The 20,377-nt window shown below is 67.4% G+C and carries 18 protein-coding genes; 9 read left to right on the top strand and 9 right to left on the bottom strand.

Going from position 1 to position 20,377, the window contains the following annotated elements; genetic code table 11:
* Positions 1-6: 6 nt before the first annotated feature.
* The 3 genes from AC1RR5_RS03685 to AC1RR5_RS03675 all read right to left on the bottom strand — a co-directional run bounded on the left by AC1RR5_RS03685 (position 7) and on the right by AC1RR5_RS03675 (position 2,886).
* Positions 7-966: a magnesium transporter CorA family protein gene (locus AC1RR5_RS03685; RefSeq protein WP_492919731.1), complete on the bottom strand. Its 960-nt coding sequence runs from the start codon at positions 964-966 to the stop codon at positions 7-9.
* 50 nt (positions 967-1,016) lie between these two features.
* A complete protein-coding gene (locus tag AC1RR5_RS03680) occupies positions 1,017-1,721 on the bottom strand; it encodes a CHAP domain-containing protein (protein WP_492919730.1) in 705 nt (234 codons plus the stop codon).
* 67 nt (positions 1,722-1,788) lie between these two features.
* Positions 1,789-2,886, bottom strand: a complete 1,098-nt coding sequence (locus AC1RR5_RS03675; protein ID WP_492919729.1) for an acyltransferase family protein — start codon at positions 2,884-2,886, stop codon at positions 1,789-1,791.
* A gap of 130 nt (positions 2,887-3,016) precedes the next feature.
* On the opposite strand from AC1RR5_RS03675, the gene AC1RR5_RS03670 reads away from it, so the two are divergent.
* Complete coding sequence (locus AC1RR5_RS03670) at positions 3,017-3,805, top strand: TerC family protein (protein WP_492919728.1); 789 nt, start codon at positions 3,017-3,019, stop codon at positions 3,803-3,805.
* Positions 3,806-3,870: 65 nt separating this feature from the next.
* Positions 3,871-5,469, top strand: coding sequence for an MDR family MFS transporter (locus tag AC1RR5_RS03665; protein WP_492919727.1), 1,599 nt, complete (start codon positions 3,871-3,873; stop codon positions 5,467-5,469).
* On the opposite strand, the gene pstS is transcribed toward AC1RR5_RS03665, so the two are convergent.
* Positions 5,470-6,471, bottom strand: coding sequence for a phosphate ABC transporter substrate-binding protein PstS (gene pstS / locus AC1RR5_RS03660; RefSeq protein ID WP_492919726.1), 1,002 nt, complete (start codon positions 6,469-6,471; stop codon positions 5,470-5,472). It abuts the gene before it with no gap.
* Between the two features lie 97 nt (positions 6,472-6,568).
* Entirely contained in the window at positions 6,569-8,728 is a 2,160-nt protein-coding gene (locus tag AC1RR5_RS03655; RefSeq protein WP_492919725.1) for a primosomal protein N', read from the bottom strand.
* Positions 8,729-8,852: 124 nt separating this feature from the next.
* Here AC1RR5_RS03655 and AC1RR5_RS03650 point away from each other — a divergent pair, with 124 nt between their 5' ends.
* From AC1RR5_RS03650 to AC1RR5_RS03630, 5 genes are all read left to right on the top strand, one after another.
* Complete coding sequence (locus AC1RR5_RS03650) at positions 8,853-9,530, top strand: DUF484 family protein (protein WP_492919724.1); 678 nt, start codon at positions 8,853-8,855, stop codon at positions 9,528-9,530.
* On the top strand, positions 9,527-10,456 hold the full coding sequence (locus AC1RR5_RS03645; protein WP_492919723.1) for a tyrosine recombinase XerC: 930 nt from the start codon (positions 9,527-9,529) through the stop codon (positions 10,454-10,456). The genes AC1RR5_RS03650 and AC1RR5_RS03645 overlap by 4 nt, the downstream gene beginning before the upstream one ends.
* A gap of 459 nt (positions 10,457-10,915) precedes the next feature.
* Entirely contained in the window at positions 10,916-11,434 is a 519-nt protein-coding gene (locus AC1RR5_RS03640; RefSeq protein ID WP_492919722.1) for a hypothetical protein, read from the top strand.
* A 26-nt stretch (positions 11,435-11,460) separates the two neighbouring features.
* Entirely contained in the window at positions 11,461-13,470 is a 2,010-nt protein-coding gene (locus AC1RR5_RS03635) for a TonB-dependent receptor plug domain-containing protein (RefSeq protein ID WP_492919721.1), read from the top strand.
* Positions 13,471-13,623: 153 nt separating this feature from the next.
* Positions 13,624-15,618 carry a methyl-accepting chemotaxis protein gene (locus AC1RR5_RS03630; protein WP_492919720.1) on the top strand — a complete coding sequence of 665 codons (1,995 nt, stop codon included), beginning with the start codon at positions 13,624-13,626 and terminating at the stop codon, positions 15,616-15,618.
* Positions 15,619-15,788: 170 nt separating this feature from the next.
* Here AC1RR5_RS03630 and AC1RR5_RS03625 read toward each other — a convergent pair whose 3' ends face one another.
* Positions 15,789-16,193, bottom strand: coding sequence for a hypothetical protein (locus AC1RR5_RS03625; RefSeq protein ID WP_492919719.1), 405 nt, complete (start codon positions 16,191-16,193; stop codon positions 15,789-15,791).
* Positions 16,194-16,282: 89 nt separating this feature from the next.
* A complete protein-coding gene (gene lpdA, locus AC1RR5_RS03620) occupies positions 16,283-17,683 on the bottom strand; it encodes a dihydrolipoyl dehydrogenase (protein WP_492919718.1) in 1,401 nt (466 codons plus the stop codon).
* A 240-nt stretch (positions 17,684-17,923) separates the two neighbouring features.
* On the opposite strand from lpdA, the gene AC1RR5_RS03615 reads away from it, so the two are divergent.
* Together AC1RR5_RS03615 and AC1RR5_RS03610 are read left to right on the top strand one after the other, a co-directional pair.
* Positions 17,924-18,760: an alpha/beta hydrolase gene (locus AC1RR5_RS03615; protein WP_492919717.1), complete on the top strand. Its 837-nt coding sequence runs from the start codon at positions 17,924-17,926 to the stop codon at positions 18,758-18,760.
* A 90-nt stretch (positions 18,761-18,850) separates the two neighbouring features.
* Positions 18,851-19,534: an AcvB/VirJ family lysyl-phosphatidylglycerol hydrolase gene (locus AC1RR5_RS03610; protein ID WP_492919716.1), complete on the top strand. Its 684-nt coding sequence runs from the start codon at positions 18,851-18,853 to the stop codon at positions 19,532-19,534.
* On the opposite strand, the gene AC1RR5_RS03605 is transcribed toward AC1RR5_RS03610, so the two are convergent.
* Positions 19,531-19,992, bottom strand: a complete 462-nt coding sequence (locus tag AC1RR5_RS03605) for a putative signal transducing protein (protein ID WP_492919715.1) — start codon at positions 19,990-19,992, stop codon at positions 19,531-19,533. The genes AC1RR5_RS03610 and AC1RR5_RS03605 overlap by 4 nt on opposite strands.
* 30 nt (positions 19,993-20,022) lie before the next feature.
* Complete coding sequence (locus AC1RR5_RS03600; protein ID WP_492919714.1) at positions 20,023-20,367, bottom strand: DUF3088 family protein; 345 nt, start codon at positions 20,365-20,367, stop codon at positions 20,023-20,025.
* Between the last annotated feature and the right edge of the window lie 10 nt (positions 20,368-20,377).

Here is a 20,377-nt window from a genome sequence, read left to right as displayed (position 1 = left end):
CGGTTTCTAGAGCCAGCCCTTGCGCTTGAACCACAGCAGCGGCGCGCCGGCGGCCAGGATCATCATGCCGAGGGCCATGGGGTAGCCCTCCTTCCACTGCAGCTCGGGCATGTGGACGAAGTTCATGCCGTAGATGCCGGCCACCAGGGTCGGCGGCAGGAAGATCACCGAGAAGACCGAGAAGACCTTGAAGATCGAGTTCTGCTCGATGTTGATCAGACCCAGGGCCGCGTCGAGCAGGAAGGTGATGTTGCCGGCCAGGTAGCTGGAGTGGTCGGTGATCGACTGGACGTCGCGTTGCAGCGATTTCAGGTGATCGCGCAGGTCCTTGGAGCCGTCGAACTGCTCGGCCAAGGCCGCGAAGCTGATCAGGCGGGCCAGGCTGACCAGGCTGTCGCGGGCCTTGGAATTGACGTTCTGCGACCGGCCCAGACGGTTGAGGATCTGCTCGAAGGCCGCGCCGCGCGGGCGGCCGAAGATGGCCTGGGACTGCATCTCGACCTCGGCGGCGGTGCGCTCGAGGATGTCGGCGGTGCGGTCGACGATGGCGTCCAGCAAACCCAGGAAGGTCTGCAGGCCGTTGGGGCACAGGCTGGGCTGGCGCTCGGCCTGGGCGGCGAACACCGAGAAGGCGCGCGGCTCGACATAGCGGATGGTGACCAGGCGGTTGCCGGCCAGGACGAAGGTGACGGGAGCCGCTGTCGGCAGGTCGCCGTCGGCATTGACCAGCACCGTGGCGGTCATGAACGTGCCGCCGTCCTCCTGGTAGAGGCGCGAGGAGGCCTCGATCTCAGCCATCTCTTCACGGGTGGGCAGCAGCAGGCCGATCGACTGCTCGACGGCGACTTCCTCGGCGCGGGTAGGGTCGACCAGCTCGATCCAGACGGCGTCGGCGGGCACGCGCCAGTCAGGCGACAGGCCACCGGCTTCGAAGCCCGGAGCGCCGTGACGGAGAATTCTCAGCATGGTCGCGCGTCCTGGCTACAGGCCGGGTGTGCCCCGGCCCGTGCTCTAGGTCAACGCGGCGCGTTTTGCTTGTTGTTGCTGCTGTCGTTCGACGAACCACCATTGGCGGCGGCATCGAGCAGGGCGGCGATACGATCGGTCGAGTCGGCGGCCTGGCCGATGATGTCCAGCGGCGAGGAACGGACCGAATTGGCCACCTGGTTGGCGGCTTGCTTGGCGGCCGAGACCACGGCGTTCTGGGCCATGGCGATCTTGCTGGTCGCGACGGCGATCGTGGTCGCCTGGGCGTCCTGATAGATGAACCCGTTGGTCGGATAGACGCTGGTGCCGAGGTCGCGGATCGGGTCGTACCAGACCTTGACCTGCGTCCAGTCGCCGTTGGGCGAGACGTCGACGACGGTGACGTCCTTTTCGATCTGGCCGCGATCGCCTTCGATGATCGACCAGTTGGCGTGGGTCACCTGGATGACCCGGTCGGTCAGCACCTGGCTGACGAAGGCCACGTGACCGAGATTCATGCGCGCGGTAGGCTTGAACGAGAGAACCGAACCGATCTTGGGAACTGAGCCGGTGTCGTACTTGCCGGCGGCCTGCGACCACCACGTCCGGGCGTCGCCGAAGATCTGGATGCCCGACATCAGACGGGCGAACGGCACGCACTGCCAATAGCCGTCAGCACTGGCCGTCACCGGCGCAAAGCTGATCATGGCGGCAGCGGCCAGGGAACCCAGCAGGGCCCTTGTCCGTTTCGTCATGCTGTGGGTACTCCCCCGCGTCACTGGGCTAAGGGATAACCCTGCCAGCGACTGGTGAAAAGAGTGTTTATGCCGCACCTGCGAGGGCCAAGCGGCGCCGTTTCCAGCTCGAAGCCCAGGTCTTCATGCGCTCGCGGCACGGATTTTCTATGAAATGATAGGAGATCGCCGACAGCGGGACCAGCGCGGCTACAATCGCGATCCAGACCAGCAGCGGCAACTTGTCGCTCTCGATATTGAAGAGCTTGGCCACGGCATTGATGGCCAGGATCTTCCACGGGATGCAGATCATGTAGGTCGAGTAGCTGATCTCGCCGAGATAGACGAAGACTGACTGTCCAGCAAACTCGAAACCGGCCTGGGCGAGGCTCGCGACCATGAAAATCAGGCCGCCAAGAAGCATCACAATAACCAGATCGGGGGCATTAAATTGCACCGCGCCAAGCGTGGCCATGCCCAATAAAGCGGCGCCATAGCCGCTGAGTCGGCTGGGGAATCGCCCCGAACGCCACAGGGCGTGCAGGGCGCAGCCGAGCGCGAAGCACGGCACGATGCGCAACGCGCCCCACGCGATGGTCGCTTCCGTCAGCGGGAAACCGGCCACGGCCTCGAAGGCCGGATAGAGCGCAGCGATGAAGGCCAACGCCCCCAGAACCGCCGCCACCGGGCGATCACGCAGCTTCCAGGCGGCGAAGGCGAAGGCCGGGAAGCTCAGGTAAGCGAACCACTCGGCCGAGATCGACCACGAGGCGTGGTTCCAGCCCGCCACGGGCGCGAAGCCCCAGGCATGGACCAGCAGCAGATTGGCCGGCAGGGCCTTCCACGACAGGATGTTGGGATCGACGTTCAGGCCCGCGATCGTGCCGGCGGCCGCCATGGCCCCGACGCCGACCAGGGTGGCCAGGTGCAGCGGATACACCCGCGCCAGCCGGTTCCACAGGAAGTCGCCGTAGCGGAACCGCCCCTCCCCGAAGCCACTCAGATAGACGTGGCACAGGATGAAGCCCGACAGCACGAAAAAGGCCTCGACGCCCAGATAGCCCTTGGTCGCGATCATCGGCGTGAAGCCGACGTCCAGCTTGGGCCAATAGTGGAACATCACCACCCAGAAGGCGGCGAAAAACCGGAGAGCGGTCAGGGGCTTGATATTCGCGCCGTCTTGCATTGACGTCGTTCCTTAAGGGCCCGCCTTCCCATCCCCCACGGTGGAAAGATCAGCATTACCCGCCTATCTCGCTGTGTTACATGTACGCATACGCGAACGACGGCTTAGCCGATAACCATAGAGAGGACCGATGAACGAACTCCTTAGCCTGGCCACAGACCCGGCCGCCTGGGCCGCCTTGGTGACCCTGGTGGTGATGGAAGTGGTCCTGGGGATCGACAACCTGGTCTTCATTTCGATCCTCTCGAACAAGCTGCCGCCCGAGCACCGCACGCGGGTTCGCCGCATCGGCATCTCGCTGGCGCTGATCATGCGCCTGGTCCTTTTGTCGACCATCGCCTTCATCGTCGGCCTGACCGCGCCGGTCTTCGACCTCGGCATCACCGGCCCCGTCGGTTCGCATGGCGAGCCCGGCTTCGAGACCGCCTTCTCGTGGCGCGACCTGATCCTGATCGCCGGCGGTGTCTTCCTGATCTGGAAGGCAACCAAGGAGATCCACCACTCGGTCGACCCCGGCAAGAGCGACGACGTGCTGGAGAAGGACAAGGCCACCCAGGTCATCTCCAACGTCGGCGCGGCGATCTTCCAGATCATCCTGCTGGACCTGGTGTTCTCGATCGACTCGATCCTGACCGCCGTCGGCATGACCGATCACCTGCCGATCATGGTCATCGCCGTGATCATCGCCGTCACCGTGATGCTGCTGGCCGCCGACCCGCTGGCCAACTTCATCAACAACAACCCGACGGTGGTGATGCTGGCCCTGGGCTTCCTGCTGATGATCGGCACCGTGCTGATCGCCGAGGGCTTCGGCGCCCACGTGCCCAAGGGCTACATCTACACGGCCATGGCCTTCTCGGCCGGCGTCGAGGGCCTGAACATGCTGTCGCGCAAGCGCGGGGCTAAGAAGGACCACTAAGGCCTACTGCCCGTCATGGGAGCGTGGTAGTCGGACCGCCCGGCTATCACGCTCTCAAGGCCCTGATGACCTCCCAAACCTCCACTGGCCAAACCTTTACCGACGCCGAGCGCCGCCTGACCCTGACGGCGCTGATGATCGTGTTCCTGCTCAGCGCGCTCGATCAGACGATCGTCTCGACCGCCATGCCGCGGATCATCTCCGAGCTGAACGGCCTCAATCTGTATTCGTGGGTGACCACGGCCTATCTGCTGACCTCGACGGTGATGGTGCCGATCTGGGGCAAGCTGGGCGACATCTTCGGGCGCAAGCCGGTGCTGATCACCGGCATCTCGATCTTTCTCGCTGGCTCCTGGCTGTCGGGCCTGGCCGGCGAGTTCGGCACGGTGCTGGGCATGCCCGGCATGGTCCAGCTGATCGTGTTCCGCGCCCTGCAGGGCATCGGCGGCGGGGCGCTGTTCACCACCGCCTTCGCCATCATCGCCGACCTCTATCCGCCCCGCGAGCGGGGCAAGTTCGCCGGCATCTTCGGCTCGGTGTTCGGCCTGGCCAGCGTGCTCGGCCCCATCATCGGCGGCTATTTTACCGACCACGGCACGGTGCAGATCGGGCCCCACCTGGTCGCTGGCTGGCGCTGGGTGTTCTACGTCAACCTGCCGCTGTCCTTGCTCTCGCTGTTCATGGTCATCGTGAAGATGCCCAAGCTGGAGCATCGCCGCTCGGGCAAGATCGACTTCCTGGGTGCGGGCCTCTTGATCGCCGCCTTCGTGCCGCTGCTGCTGGCGCTCAGCCTGGGCGGCCACAACTTCGCGTGGTCGTCACCGCAGAGCCTGGGCCTGTTCGCTCTGGCCGCCGTGTCGTTGGCCGCCTTCGTCTTCGTCGAGATGAAGGTCAGCAACCCGATCCTGCCGATGCACCTGTTTCAGAACAAGGTGTTCACCACGGCCAATACGGCCGGCTTCCTGATCTCGATGGCCTTCATGGGCGTGGTGATGTTCCTGCCGCTGTTCCTGCAGCTGGGCCGGGGCGTGCCGGCCACGATCAGCGGCATGACCATGCTGCCCCTGATGGCGGGCCTGATCATCAGCAGCACGATCGCCGGCCAGATGGTCAGCAAGACCGGCCAGTACAAGCCGTTCATGATCGCCGGCGCCTCCATCCTGCTGGTCGCGGTGTTCCTGCTGCACGACCTGTCCAAGATCCACAGCCTGCCCCTGCTGTGCGCGTTGCTGGCCTTCGTCGGCCTGGGCCTGGGCCCCGGCCAGAGCCTGTTCAACATCGCCACCCAGAACGCCGTCGATCCGCGCGACATCGGGGTGGCGACCAGCTCCAACCAGTTCTTCCGCCAGATCGGCTCGACCGTCGGCGCGGCCCTGGCCGGCGCCCTGCTGACCGCGCGCCTGGCCAGCCTGCCGGGCGGAGGCTTGGACCTGGGCAAGCTGGAAGGCATGGCCGTCCAGGCGGCCGCTCAGGGCAAGGCCGCCCACGCCGATCCGGTGCTGCAGGGCGCGCTGATCAACGCCGTCAGCGGCGTGATGGTCGCGGCCCTGTTCGTGATCGCCGCGGGGCTGGCGGTGATCCTGATGATCCCCGCCCTGCCCCTGCGCTCGCACCAGCCCGCCGCCGGCGCGCCGGTGCTGGACAAGGACGAGCCGACGAACTGACTACTTCCAGCGCGCCTGGACGGCGCTCTTCACCGAGGCCGGCACGGGCGCATAGCCCAGGGCGGTGATGTCGGCGTCGCCGCTCGTATAGCCCCAGGTGAAGAAGTCGCGCACCCGCTTGGCCCGGTCGGGCGCGGCGTCATCACGCAGCAGGCCGTAGCTGACCAGCACCAGCGGCCAGGTCGCCTTGCCCGGCCGGTCCAGGGTCTGGACGCCAAAGCCCTTGGTCGCCGTCCACGGCGCGCCGCTGGCGAAGGACGAGAAGGCGGCCGGCGACGGCGTCACGAACGCCCCGTCATGGTTCTTCAGCGCCACCAAATCCAGCTTGTGGTCCAGGGCATAGGCGTATTCGACGTAGCTGATCGTGCCCATGGTGCCGGACATGATCTCGCTGATCCCGGCATTGCCCTTGCCGCCCAGGCCGATCGGCCAGGCCACGGTCTCACCGGCGCCCGGACCGGCCTTCCACTCGGGACTGACCGACGACAGGTAGCTGGTCAGCAGCAGGCTCATGCTGGCGGGATCATTGCGGTGGGCCACGGTGATCGGCCAGTCGGGCAAATCAAGGCCCGGATTGAGAGCCTTCAGCGCCGGGTCGTTCCACTTGCTGATCTTGCCGAGGAAGATCGCCGCCACGGCCGGCGCGTCCAGCTTCAACTTGCCACTCTCCAGGCCCGGGACATTGGTGACCAGCACGGTGCCGCTGATCACGAACGGGAATTGGGACAGCCCCTTGGCCTTCAGGTCGGCGTCCGAGAGCGGCATGGCGGTGACGCCGAAGTCGGCGGCCTTGCTCTCGATCTGGCTGATGCCGAAGGCCGAGTTCTGGCCAGTATAGGCGATTGGCTCACCGCCGGCCTTCTGGTAGTCGGCGATCCAGGCCTTGAAGAGCGGGGACTGGATCGAGCCGCCGGAGCCGGTGAGCGGCGCCGTCTGGGCGGATGCGGAGCCGACAACGGCCAAGCTGAACGCGAACGCCACTGATGCGAGAACCGACTTCATGGGCTTCCTCCAACCGCGACGGGTTCATCCCATCGTCAGGGGCCGGACAGTGGGCGCATAGCCAAGGTCGGGGGAATGTGGCGCGAGGCCGCACGATCTAGAGGAAGCTGTAGGGGTCGACGTCAATCACAACGCGAACGGAGTTGGGGACTTTGGCCCGCGCCCGCCAGGCGGCCATGAAGCCCTGCAGGTCGACATTGCGCTCGGCCCGGACCAGGAACCGCTTGCGGCGGCGGCCACGCACCAAAGCCAGCGGCGCGTCGGCGGGACCGAACACCTCGACCCCCTCGGCATTGGGGATCACCGCCGCCAGGGCCTCGACATAGGCGTCCAAGGCCGCGCCGTCGGGACCCGAGGCGATCACCGCCGCCAGGCGGCCGAAGGGCGGCAGGCCCGCGTCCTGGCGCATGCCCATCTCGGCCTCGATGAAGGCGTCGCGGTCCTGGGCCTTCAGGGCCTGCATCACCGCATGGTCGGGGGAATAGGTCTGCAGCAGCGCCCGCCCTGGCTTCTCGTGACGCCCCGCGCGGCCGGCGGCCTGGGCCAGCAGCTGGAAGGTCCGCTCGCCGGCCCGCAGGTCACCGCCGCGTAAGGACAGGTCGGCGTCGACCACGCCCACCAGAGTCAGGTTCGGGAAGTTGTGGCCCTTGGCCGCCGCCTGGGTGGCCACCAGGATATCGATCTCGCCGGCCGCCATGGTCGCCACCAGGGCCTTGGCGGCTTCGGCGTCCATCACCGTGTCGGACGAGAACACCGCCACCCGCGCGTCGGGGAAGATGTGCCGCGCCTCCTCCTCGACCCGCTCCACGCCGGGGCCGATCGAGACGAGGCTGTCCTTGGCCCCGCAGTGCGGGCAGGCGTCGGGCTTCTTCATCGAGAAGCCGGTCAGGTGGCAGACCAGCCGCCCGGTATAGCGGTGCTCGACCAGCCAGCTGTCGGTGTCGGGCGACTTCATCTTCTCGCCGCAGGCCTTGCAGAGGACCAGCGGCGCATAGCCCCGGCGGTTCAGGAACAGCATGGCCTGCTCGCCGCGCTGCAGGGTCACGGCCATGGCCTTGATCAGCGGCGGCGACAGCCAGCGACCCGGCTCCGGCGGCGTCTGCCGCATGTCGACCAGATCGATGTCGGGGAGCTGCGCCGCGCCGTGGCGGGCCGACAGGCGCAGCCAGCGGTACCGGCCGATCTGGGCGTTGTAGAGGCTCTCCAGCGACGGCGTGGCCGAGGCCAGCAGCACCGTCGCCCCCTCGATCTTGGCGCGGGCCACGGCCAGGTCGCGGGCCTGGTAAATGAAGCCCTCTTCCTGCTTGAACGAGCTGTCGTGCTCCTCGTCGACCACGATCAGGCGCAGTTTCCTGAACGGCAGGAACAGCGCCGAGCGGGCCCCGACCACGATGCGGGCATTGCCGCTGGCCACGGCCTCCCACACCTGCCGACGACGTGGCGGCGAAACGCCGGAATGCCACTCGGCCGGCAGGGCGCCGAAGCGTTGCTCGAAGCGGGCCAGCACCGCCTGGGTCAGGGCGATCTCGGGCAACAGGATCAGGACCTGGGCGTCGGGGTCCTGGAGGGCCGCCGCGACGCTCTCCAGATAGACCTCGGTCTTGCCCGAGCCGGTCACGCCGTCCAGCAGCGCTGCCTGGAAGCCGCCGGCGTCCAGCATCTCGGTCAGCACGTCGACGCAGGCGGCCTGGCCAGGGTTCAGTTCGCGGGGCGGCAGGGACAGGTCCGGCTGCGGCAGGCCGCGATCGGGCTCCACGAAGTCGACCGCCAGCACGCCCTCGTCGACCAGCCCCTTCACGACGCCGGCCGAGACGCCGGCGGCCGAAGCGAGCGCGGCGCCCGACAGCTTCACGCCCTCGGCGGCGGCCAGCACCTTCAGGCGCGCCGGGGTCATGCGGGCGGGCTGGGTTCCGGTCAGGACCAGCACCTTGTCGGGCTTGGGCGGCGGATGGCGCAGACCGCGCAGGGCCATGGCCAGCGGCCAGCCGGGCAGGTCGACGGAATAGCGCGCCGCCCACTCGACGAAGGCCAGAACACCGGGCGGCAGCGGCGGATCGTCGACCTTCTCCAGGATCACTTTGAGCGGCCGGTTGCCGCCGGTCCCGTCGCGCAGGGCGGTGACGACGCCGCGAATCACGCGCGGCCCCAAAGGCACGGTCACGTGGTCGCCCAGACTCAGATCCAGGCCTTCCGGCTCGGCGTAGTCGAAGGCCTCCGGCAACGGCATCGGCAGTAGAACGGAGGCGATACGCGGCATGGCGCAGACCTTCTGCCGCGAAACCGTCCCCAGGTCGAGAGCGGCCCTCGAGGTCGTCATCAAGCGGACATTAACTGTCTTGCCCGCTTCATCGGCCGCTAGAGTTTTTTCCGTGGGGACGACGATGAGCGACGCGACCAACGCAAGCCGGAAGCCTGTCGACGCCGAGAGCGTGCGCGACTTCCTGCGCGTCCAGCCCGAATTCCTGCGCCAGGACGAGAACCTGCTGGGCGAGCTGGGTCTGCGGGTCGATGCCGCCAATGTCGTCGACTTCGGCCCCCGCGCCCTGGCCCGCGCCGCCGCCGCCCACAAGCGCGAGGCCAGCGTCCGCCAGGCCATCGAGGCCAATGCCCGCGCCAACTATTCAGCCCAGGCCCAGACCCACGCCGCGGTCATCGATCTGCTGGACGCCCGCAACCATTCCGACCTGGCTCGCCGCGTCGACGAGATGGCCCGCGGCCGATTCGGCCTGGCCGCCGGGGTCGTCGCCCTGGAAGGCCCAGACCGCGTCCCGGCCGGCTGGTATGTCCTGGCCGAGGGTCAGGTCGACATGATCCTGGGCGAGGCGCCGATCGCCCGCATGGGCTTCTTCGCCCCCGCCCTGCCGCTGTTTGGCGAGCAGGCCGAGACCATCCGCAGCATGGCCCTGGTCCGCATGGCCGTCTGGGAGCCGCGTCGCGAAGCCCTGATCGCCTTCGGCTCGACCGATCCCGAAGGCTTCTCGGCCGACATGGGCACCGAGCTGGTGAACTTCCTGGCCCGCGTGGTCGAGCGCACCGCCGAACGCTGGCCCGTCCTGTGACTTCAAGCGTCAGGTCTGGGCGCCAGGCCTACGCCGCCTGGCTCGACTACCTGACGCTGGAGCGCCGGGCCTCGCCGCGCACGGTGCGGGCCTATGGCGACAACGTCCTGGCCTATCTGAACTTCCTGGAACGCCATCGCGGCGAGGCCGTCAGCCTCTCCGCCATGAGCGAGATCTCGGCCGCCGACCTACGCGGCTACCTGGCCTTCCGCCGGCAGGGAGAACACGCCCTGGCCCCGCGCTCGATCAGCCAGGCCCTGTCGTCGATCCGCGCCTTTCACAAATATCTGGACCAACGCCACGGCGTGGCCAACGCCGCCGTCGCGCTGGTGCGCGGCCCTCGCCTGAAGATCGGCCTGCCGCGTCCCGTCTCCGAGGACCAGGCCCGCGACCTGATCGAGCAGGCCGCCGACGACACCGAACGTGATCCCTGGGAAACCGCTCGCGACGAGGCGGTGCTGACCTTGCTCTGGGGCTGCGGCCTGCGGATCTCCGAAGCCCTCTCCCTGACCTGGTCGGACGCGCCGCTGGGCATGTCGATGCGCATCACCGGCAAGGGCGGCAAGACCCGGATCGTACCGGTGCTGGACGCCGTACGCGACGCCATCGCTGTCTATGTCGACGAGTTGCCGTTCGTGCTGGGCCCCGACGAGCCCCTGTTCCGGGCCAAGCGCGGCGGGCCGCTGTCCCCGCGCCATGTCCAGGGCCTGGTGCAGACCCTGCGCGGTCGCCTGGGTCTCTCAGACCGGGTGACGCCCCACGCCTTCCGCCACGCCTTCGCCACTCACCTGCTGGGCGCCGGCGCCGACCTGCGCGCCATCCAGGACCTGCTGGGCCACGCCTCTCTGTCGACGACCCAGCGCTACACCCAGGTAGACGCCGCCGGCCTGCTGGCCGCCTACCAGGCCGCCCATCCCAAGGCCTGACGTCCCGCTCCGCCGCCGCAACCGTTCGAAGAGTTCTGCGGCCAGCCGCAATTCGAGATAGGCAGCGACCCCAAAACCGGTAGTGTTTTCAAGGGGTGCGACAATCCGTCAGGCCGAGCGTCTTCGCGGGGCAGACGCAACATTTCACGACATGATCGTCCGCCCACGGCCTTGCAGATAATCCAGTTGGTTGACCAGCCCGTGCGCTGAAACGGCAATCTCTGCTTTAGAACCGCCACTGAACTCTAAGACAAGATCAGCCATCACTCTCAAAACGATTGTCACAATCTCGGTATTCATTCCACCGCGAGAAAATACGCGCAAATCAAGACCTGATCATTCTGCCCACAATATTATACATAACGCCGTTCTTCGATTCTCGGTTACTCACTATTTACGATCCTCGGCCGATCTCCGCCCTGTAAAGCCCGGAAGAACCTCGGGCAGGGGATAAACAGAATGTCGAAAAAGACGAAGGCCGGCGCCTGGGCGCTGACCACCCTCGCGCTCATGGCGCCACTCGCCGCGCATGCCGATCCGGCCAAGGACGTGCTGATCGCCGGCCGCGCGCTGACCTTCCTGGAAAACGGTCCGACCGGCAAGGCGACCCTGGGCATCGTCTTCGATCCGTCGAAGCCCGCCTCGGTCGCCGAGAAGAACGCCGTCGTGGCCGCCATCGGCGGTGGCCTGAACGCCGGCGCCGTGACGCTGGTCGCCAAGCCGGTCGAAGCCGATGACGTCGGCGGCGTCTCGGGCGTCGCGGCCCTCTACGTCACCAAGGGCGTCAATGTCGGCGCCGCGGCCAAGGCCAAGAAGCTGATCACCATCGGTTCGGACGCGGGCTGCGTCTCGAGTGGTGCGTGCGTCATGGCCGTCTCGGCCGACCCCAAGGTGGAAATCGTGGTCAGCCGCTCGGCGGCCGCCGCGGTCGGCGCGGTCTTCAAGGCCGCCTTCCGCATGATGATCCGCGAAGTCTGATCCCCAAGCTCCGAAAGAGAACCACAATGAAAACGACTCTCTTCGCCGGCGCTTCGGTCGGCCTCCTCCTGCTGGCCTCGGCCGCTAACGCCCAGTCGATCGACTACGGCGCCATGGAGCAGCTGTTCAACGAACCGGTTACCACCAGCGCCACGGGCTCGCCGCAGCGCTCGACCGAAGTTCCGGCCGCGATGGAAATCATCTCCGCCGCCGACATCCAGCGCTCGGGCGCCACCGACCTGCCGACCATCCTGAGCCGCGTCGCCGGCCTGGACGTGATGAGCTGGGGCGCCGCCGGCGCCGACGTCAGCGTCCGTGGCTATGACCAGGCCATGTCACCGCGCCTGCTGGTGCTGATCAACGGCCGCCAAGTCTATCTCGACCACTACGGCTACACCGCCTGGGCCACCCTGCCGGTGCAGCTGGACGAAATCCGCCAGATCGAAGTCGTGAAGGGCCCCAACAGCGCCCTGTTCGGCTTCAACGCCGTCGGCGGCGTGGTCAACATCATCACCTTCAACCCGAAGTTCGACGCCCGCAACGTCGTGACGGCCCGCGCCGGCACGAACGGCTTCGGCTCGGTCTCGCTGGTCCATTCGTTCAAGCTGGGCGAGCGCTTCTCGGGCCGCCTGTCGGCCGGCGCCAGCCAGGAAGACGAATGGAAGAACACCAGCGCGACGATCAACAATCGTCTGCTGCATGATCCGGCCCGCGTCTCGGCCAACCTCGACACCGTCGCCCAGCTGACCGACAAGACCGAGCTGCGCATCGAAGGCTCGTGGTCGAACAGCCAGATCAGCGAGTTGATCTCGAACAACAGCTACTCGCCGACCAAGTACGTCACCGACTCGATCAAGGCGACCCTGGCCTCGGAAACGCGCTTCGGCTCGCTGCAGGTCTCGGCCTACCAGAACGACCTGACCGCCAAGCACATCGTCGTCGGCCAGCCGGCCCGCTTCGAGAACACCGTCCAAGTCGTCAGCGTCCAGGACCTGTTCAAGGTCGGCGCCAAGCACACCTTCCGCGTCGGCGGCGAGTACCGCAAGAACGAGGTCAACACCGCCCCGATCGTCGGCGGCAAGGTGTCGTACGACGTCTGGTCGGCCTCGGGCATGTGGAACTGGGCCGTGACCGACAAGCTGTCGACCACCCTGGCCGTCCGCTACGACAAGCTGTCCCTGGAGCGTTCGGGCGTGTTCCCGACCGGCTACCCGCCGGTGACCAACGCCTACTGGGATCGCGAGATCAAGAAGACCAGCTACAACGCCGGCGTCGTCTATCGGCCGACGGGCGTGGACTCGCTGCGCCTGACCGCCGCGCGCGGGGTGCAGGTGCCGACCCTGGTCGACCTGGGCGCCGTCCAGGCCAAGGTCAGCGTCGGCCCGGCCACCGTGGGCGTCATCGGCAATCCGACGCTGGAACCGACGATCGTCACCAACTACGAGCTGGCCTACGACCGCGCCCTGCCGGCCCTGAACGCCAAGGTCGGCGTCGCGGTGTTCACCCAGAAGTCGGAAGACGTGAAGGGTCAGCCCTCGTCGGGTCAGCTGGACATCGCCCCGACCGCCGTCAGCCTGCCGCTGCTCAGCTACCGCAACATCGGCGACTCGAAGATGAGCGGCTTTGAAGTGAAGGCCTCGGGCAAGCTGGACGGTGGCTTCCACTGGAGCGGCGACTACACCTACACCGACGTGAAGGACGAACCGCTGGTCGGCTTCAACCCCGTCCTGCGCCTGGCCGCCTACGCCCGTACGACCCCGTCCTACCGCGCCAATGTCGCGCTGGGCTGGGCTGAGGGTCCGTGGGCCGCGGACGGCTTCGTCCACTTCGTCGGCAAGGCATCGTACTACAACACCGCCTCGGTCCTCATCCCGATCGACGCCTACGCCACGGTCGGCGGCCGCGTCGCCCGTGAACTGGGCCAAGGCTTCACCGTCGCCCTGAGCGGCCAGAACCTGCTGAAGGACCGTCAGGTCCAGACGACGGGTCTGGAAGCCGAGCGCCGCGTGCTGATCGGCCTGACCAAGGCCTGGTAAGACGGCCGTGGGGGCGCGACATCGCGTCGCGCCCCCACGGATCTCGCCCCAAATCAGGGACGAAAGCATCAGCGTTAACGGCCATTTCATGCCGTCTCCTCACACTGTGCTGGAATTCGCGGCGGGTCATGGTGCTCGCCAGATGAGGCTCCGATGAAGTTCGACGACCTGAAGATCTCCACCAAGGTGGCTTTGCCCGCCGTTATCCTCACCTTGGTCGCCCTGGTGATCGTGGGCATGGGCGCATGGCAGGCGCGCAAGGTCGAGGCCAACACCAAGGTCCTCGTCGAGCAGCGCGCTCCGGCCGAGCTGGACGCCGCGCGCTTCAACCGCCGCGTCGCCTCGATCGGCTACGCGGCCTATCGCTCGGTCTCCTATCCGGGGACCTCGCCCGAGGCCCAGGCCGCCAGCAAGGACATCGACGCCTCTTACAAGGAAGCCAAGACGCTTCTGGCCGCGATCAAGAAGTCCGATCCCGCGACGGCCAAGACGGTCGCCGACTACGCCCAGCGCCTCGAGAAGCTCTACGCCAGCGCGCGCCAGGGCTCGGATCTCGGCCTGATGGACGCCAACGAAGCCGCCACCATGGTGCTGGCCGTGATCGATCCGGACATCGCCAAGATGACCGCTGACGTCAGCACCTTCACCAACACCCACAGCGCCGAGACCAAGGCCATGGTCGAGAAGGCTTCGAAGGAAGCCACGGCCGGCACGGTGTTCTCGATCCTGTTCGGCCTGATCGCCGCCGGCGCGGCCCTGTTGCTGGCCCTGTGGATCGGCTCCAAGAAGATCGCCGCCCCGCTGGCCAATACCGCCAAGACCATGGAAGTGCTGGCCCAGGGCAGCGTCGACGTCGAGGTCAAGGGCGCCGAGCGCAAGGACGAAGTCGGCGCCATGGCCCGCTCGGTCCAGGTGTTCAAGGACAACGCCCTGGCCCTGCGCACCGCCGAAGCCGCCCAGCAGCGCGCCAGCGCCGAGACGGAAGCCGAGCGTCGCCGCAACCAGGAAGTCGCCGAGGCCGCCGCCAAGGAGCAGGCCTTCGTCATGGAAGCCATCGCCACGGGCCTGACCCGCCTGTCGGACGGCGACCTGACCTACCGCCTCGATCAGCAGTTCCCGGAAGCCTACAAGCGCGTTCAGAACGACTTCAACGGCGCCATCGCCCAGCTGGAAGAGGCCATGGGCACGATCGTCCACGCCGCCAGCAGCATCGGCGCCGGTTCGGACGAAATCGCCTCGGCCGCCGACGACCTGTCGCGCCGCAGCGAGCAGCAGGCCGCCAGCCTGGAAGAAACCGCCGCCGCCCTGGACGAGATCACCGCCACGGTGCGTCGCTCGTCGTCGGGCGCTCAGGAAGCCTCGCGCGTGGTCGGCTCGACCCGTTCGGACGCTGAACGCTCCAGCGTCGTGGTCCGCAACGCCGTCGACGCCATGAACCAGATCGAGAAGTCGTCGCAGTCGATCAGCCAGATCATCGGCGTCATCGACGAGATCGCCTTCCAGACCAACCTCCTGGCCCTGAACGCCGGCGTCGAAGCGGCTCGCGCCGGTGAAGCCGGCCGTGGCTTCGCGGTCGTCGCCCAGGAAGTGCGGGCCCTTGCCCAGCGCTCGGCCGACGCCGCCAAGGAGATCAAGACCCTGATCTCGACCTCGTCGCAGCAGGTCAACCAAGGCGTCAGCATGGTCGGCCAGACCGGCGATGCCCTGCAGGCCATCGTCGGCAAGGTCAGCGAGATCGACGCCCTGGTCAGCGAGATCGCGGCCTCGGGCCAGGAGCAGGCCACCGGCCTCAACCAGGTCAACGCCGCCGTCAACCAGATGGACCAGACCGTCCAGCAGAACGCCGCCATGGTCGAGCAATCGACCGCCGCCTCGCACGCCCTGAAGGGCGAGGCCGGCAATCTGATGCAGATGATCTCGAAGTTCCGCGTCGGCGCCTCGGGCGGTTCGGCCAGCGTTTCATCGAGCCGTCGCTCGGCCCCGCGTCCCGCCGCCCCGGCTCCGTCGCGTCCGGCCGCCCCGGCCCCTAGCCGTGCGCCGTCGCTGGCCAGCTCGACCCATCGTCCGGGCGCCAACCCGGTCGCCGCCGCCCAGGCCAAGCTGGCCAAGGCCGTCGGCGCCTCGAGCGACGACTGGGAAGAATTCTAAGGCCCAGCGCGACAGCCGAAAGTGGCCGCCGGTTTCGGCGCCCGTCGCGCGGCAAAAAAGAGTTTAGTGCGCGTACCGCCCGCGTTTAGGGCGTTCCTCCCCTCGAAAATCCCTGGCCCCGCCTCCCTCTAGAGCGGGGCCTTTTTCGTGGGTGGCGGATACGAAGGAGCCTAGCGCTCGGTCGCTCCCGGCTGGATCGGCACAGCCACCGCGCAGCCGTCGACCAGACGCGACACCGCGCGCTCACCATGAGCCTTGGGCATTTTCGACAGCGGCTGGAGCTTCAGCGCCTCGGGGTTGGCGGCGAACTGGGGCGGCGCATTGCAGCCCGAGATGTGCGGATTGCTCAGAAAGCCCGCCGGCGGCCGCGGCTTGGCCTTGAAGACACTTTGCGAGGCGATCTTGAACCGTCGCGGGCGCGCCGGATCGGCGGCCCTGCGCGGCAGTGGCAGGATCAGATCTCCAACCGACTGGGCGGTTCGATCCAACAGGCGGGGCGCGCTCAGATAGCCCTTCAGGCTGATCTCGGGGACCGCCTGCAGCGTGACGGCAAGGGCCAGGGCAGAAAGAAACATGGCGGGGCTCCGTTCCCGAAACCCCGCCACTCTACGTCCGATTGACGAACGCGGTTATCACTTATCGTAAAGGCCGGTTACGCTTGGCCTTAGGCCTGCATCATCCAGCCTTCGACGCCCATCGACGCCTGACGGAAGGCTTCCGAGCGGGTCGGGTGCGGGTGGCAGGTGCGGGCGACGTCTTCCGACGAACCGCCGAACTCCATGGCCACGCAGATCTCGGCGATCATGTCGCCGACGTTGGGACCCACGGCGTGCGCGCCCAGGATGCGGTCGGTCTTGGCGTCGGCCAGCACCTTCACGAAGCCATCGGTCTCGTGGTTGATCTTGGCGCGGCTGTTGGCCAGGAACGGGAACTTGCCGACCTTGTAGGCGACGCCCGCAGCCTTCAGCTCGTCCTCGGTCTTACCGACCGTGGCGACTTCCGGCTTGGTGTAGATCACGCCCGGAATGATGTCGTAGTTCATGTGACCGGCCTTGCCCGCGATCAGCTCGATGCAGGCCACGGCCTCGTCCTCGGCCTTGTGGGCCAGCATCGGACCCGAGGTCACGTCGCCGATCACCCAGATGCCGTCCACGCCGGTCTTGTAGTGGTCGTTGGCGATGACGCCGCGCTTGTCCGGCGTGATGCCGACCGTCTCCAGGCCCAGGCCTTGGGTGAACGGACGGCGGCCGATGGCAACGAGCACGTAGTCGGCCTCGATGGTCGTGGCTTCGCCGCCGGCGACCGGCTCGTGGGTCAGCTTCACGCCCTTGGCCGAAGCCACGGCGCCGGTGACCTTGGCGCCCAGCGAGAACTTGAAGCCCTGCTTGGTCAGGATCTTCTGGAACGCGGTGGCGACCTCGGTGTCGGTGCCGGGGACGATGCGGTCCAGATATTCGACGACGGTGACTTCAGCGCCCAGGCGCTTCCACACCGATCCCAGCTCCAGGCCGATGACGCCGGCGCCGACCACGATCAACGACTTGGGCACTTCCGGCAGCGAAAGGGCGCCCGTCGAGTCGACGATGCGGTTGTTGTCGACCGTGACGCCCGGCAGCGGGGTCGGCTCCGAGCCGGTGGCGATGACGATGTTCTTGGTCTCGAGCACGGTTTCCGAACCGTCCTCGGCCTTGACCACGACCTTGCCGGGTCCGTCGATGCGGCCCCAGCCCTTCACGTAGTCGACCTTGTTCTTCTTCATCAGGAACTCGACGCCCTTGGTCAGGGCTTCGACGCTTTCGGCCTTCTGGGCCATCATCTGCACGAGGTTCAGCTTCGGCTTGACCTCGATGCCCAGCTTGGCGAACTCGCCGCCGGCCGCGGCTTCGTAATATTCCGAGGCGTGCAGGAGGGCCTTCGACGGCATGCAGCCGACGTTCAGGCAGGTGCCGCCCAGCTTGCCGCGGCCTTCGACGATCGCGGTCTTCAGGCCCAGCTGGCCGGCGCGGGTCGCCGCGTTGTAGCCACCGGGACCACCACCGATGATGACGACGTCGTACTGAGCCATGGGTCTTTCGCCTTCAGGACGCGCCGATAGCGGCGCCGGACAAAATATAAGGCCTCGCCGGCCATATTGTCAGACCTCTGGAGGCGCGTGTTCCTTAGAGGGAAGCGGCTCAAAACGGAACCCGCTTTCGACGTCCGCGCCTTTGAAAATCAAGGGAAATGGACGGTTCGTGCAAACGGCTTCCCCATCGCGCGCGACGCAGCCTAACCTCGCCCGTCCATCGGGAGAGAGAGTAGCGTCGTGTTGAAGTTCGCCGTCCTGGCCCTGGCGCTTGTCTGCGCGCCTGCCCTTGCTTCCGCGCAAGCTTCCGAAGGAACCCCGATCGTCATCGGCCAGTCGCTGACGATGGAGTCGAAGATCCTGGGCCAGACCCGGCGGATCAATGTCCACCTGCCGGCCAGCTACGGCAAGTCGGGCAAGACCTATCCGGTGCTCTACATGATGGACGGCGGCGAGAAGGAGGACTTCCCGCACATCGCCGGCCTGGCCCAGCTGGGCGAGCTGTCCTGGACCTATCGCGAGATGATCGTGGTCGGGATCGAGGGCATCGACCGTCGCCACGACCTGACCCACCCGACCCGCGTGGCCAAGGAAAAGGCCGACTATCCGACCACCGGCGGCTCGGACGCCTATCGCCGCTTCCTGGCCGAGGAGCTCAAGCCCTGGGTCGCCGCCCGCTATCGGGCCAGCGGCGAGAGCGCCATCATCGGCGAGAGCCTGGCGGGCCTGTTCGTGGTCGAGACCCTGCTGAAGCAGCCGACCCTGTTCGACGCCTATATCGCCGCCAGCCCCAGTCTGTGGTGGAGCGATCAGGCCCTGGCGCGCGGCGCGGCGGCCGACATCGCTAAATGGCCGGCGCTGGGTTCGCGAAAGCTCTACCTGACCATCGGCGACGAAGGCACGACCATGCAGGCGGGCGTCGACAAGGTGGTCGCCGCTATCGGCGCGGCCAAGCCGGCGGGCCTGACCCTGGTCTACGATCCGATGCACCAGGAGCACCACAGCACCGTCTACCATCCGGCCGCCCTGAAGGCTTTCCGGACCGTGTGGCCGGGCCCCCGCCCCGAGGCGAATTGAACTCCCGCGCCCCGAAGGAAACTAAGCTTCGCCACAAGCCTGACACCGGTCCGCCTGGAGAGCGCCACGCGAGCGTGACGTCATAAGGGCATGACCTCGCGTGTCCGTCTCCTCGCCGCCTTCGCCGCCCTGGCCCTGACCGTCGGCGTACCCCTCGCCGCCCCGGCCAAGAGCCACGAGATCCCGATCGCCAGCGCCAAGGCCGGCGACACCCTGGCGGTGCTCTATTCGGGCGACGGTGGCTGGGGCGCGCTGGACCAGAAGGTGGCCCGCCACCTGGCCGACAACGGCGTGCCGACGATCGGCGTCAACTCGCTGACCTATTTCCGCACCCGGCGCTCGCCCGAAGGCGCGGCCCAGGACCTGGCGGACGCCTTGCGCGCCTATGAGGGCCAGTGGGGCCGCCAGAAGGTGGTGCTGATCGGCTATTCGTTCGGGGCCGACGCCCTGCCGGCCATCCTGCCCCAGTTGCCGACCGAGCTGCGCGCCCAGGTCAGCCACATCGTGCTGATCGGGACAGGCCCGAGCGGCGACCTGCAGTTCCATCCGGTCAGCTGGCTGAACCTGGCCGCCCGAGACGCCTTCCCGGTTCGCCCAGCCATCGCCGCCCTCAAGGACGTGAAGATCACCTGCGTCTACGGTGACAAGGAACGGGCCGACATCTGCCCCACCCTGCCCGACACCGAAGTCGCCAAGATCCGTCTGCCCGGCGGCCACCACTTCAACGGCGACTACGCGGCGCTGGGCGACGCGGTGCTGCGGGCCAGTCGCTAGATCACGACCAGCAGGAAGGCGATCGCGGCCCATAGGCCGTAGGCTAGTCCAAGCAAGGCGATCGTCACCGCCGTCGCCCTTAACGCCGGCCGCCCCGCCAGTCGGCGAGCGGGGACGAGCAGCAGCGCCCAGACCCAGCCCATCAGGACGCCCACCAGCAAGGCCAGCGCCGCTCGCAGCCCATTTCGGAAGGGCTGTGGCGCGGCGGTCGGTTCGGCCTCGTCCGGGTCGAGATCGGGCGCCGTGGTACGCAAGCTCGCGACCAGGGCCTTGGCTTGCTCGGCTTCGCTCTCGGGCGCCCAGACACGGAATCCGCCCATGGCGATGGCCATGGTGAAATCAGCGCCGCCCCAATGCTCGTTCTGCACAAGCACGGGATAGCCGTCGGCGCGCAGGCGAGCGGCCACGATCTGGGCTTCCTGCAAACCGGCAAAACGCGCGACTTCCACAAGGCTCATGAGCGAACTCCCAAGCCGAGCTTGGACCGACTACAGCGGCGCCGGCAAGTCGTAGGTCGCCGCCAGCCAGCGGGTGATCGGGCGGGCGTCGCTGAGGAAGCTCAGGCCGTTGGCCGACTGGATCTCGCCATGCGGGCCGGCGTCGGGCGCAGCCTCGGCAAGGATCAGGGTCGGGGCATTCTGGTGCTCTTCGCCCAGACGGTCGACCAGGGCCGGGCGCGGGCGGGGATAGTCGACGCGGACGATATCGAGCACGTCGCGCAGCTGCGGGTAGGCGGCCAAGTAGCCCTCCATCATCGCGCAGTCGGGGCAGAAGCGCTGCCGGCCTTCTTTGTCGAAACCCATCGGTAGCAGGTAGAGCGTGGGCTTGGCCATCGCAGACTCC

The sequence above is a fragment of the Caulobacter sp. GW821-FHT11E11 genome (genome assembly GCF_058808315.1).
Note: the sequence above shows the minus strand (reverse complement) of the source record. Positions and strands in the feature narration are given on the sequence as shown.